Origin of the sequence: Acinetobacter sp. RF14B (assembly GCF_006864105.1) — a bacterium.
GTDB classification, from domain to species: domain Bacteria; phylum Pseudomonadota; class Gammaproteobacteria; order Pseudomonadales; family Moraxellaceae; genus Acinetobacter; species Acinetobacter lwoffii_C.
This window is the reverse complement of the sequence record NZ_SMTB01000277.1, coordinates 1-362: the sequence shown is the minus strand read 5'-3', so window position 1 is coordinate 362 and position 362 is coordinate 1. Positions and strand designations below refer to the sequence as shown.

At 41.7% G+C, this 362-nt stretch carries 1 protein-coding gene; it reads right to left on the bottom strand.

The window, feature by feature from the left end:
• Positions 1 to 351: IS30 family transposase (locus tag E2K52_RS14955; RefSeq protein WP_227548264.1), on the bottom strand; the 351-nt coding region annotated here is incomplete at its 3' end.
• Positions 352 to 362 lie beyond the last annotated feature (11 nt).

The following is a 362-nucleotide window of genomic DNA, read 5'->3' as shown; positions in this document are numbered from 1 at the left end:
TTGCCATAATACCTGACTCGGACTTTTAAAGCCGAGTCTTTTTCTTGGACGATGATTCAAGCGTTGAGTAATTTCTGCAATATATGCATCCGTATAGTCATTTAAGTCACTGCCTTTTCTAATATATTGTCTGATCAATCCATTCGTATTTTCATTTGTTCCTCGCTGCCAGGCGCTATAGGGATCAGCGAAATACCAATCTATATCTAATTCCTGAGCAGCATACTCATGCAGGCTGAACTCTTTACCATTGTCCGCGGTAATTGTTTTTAGATGCGCTTTGATCGGTTCCAATAATCTGATCGTAGCCTGGCAAACTTCCTCAGCCTTGCGCGTGCTGCACTTTTTCAGCCAAAGATAAC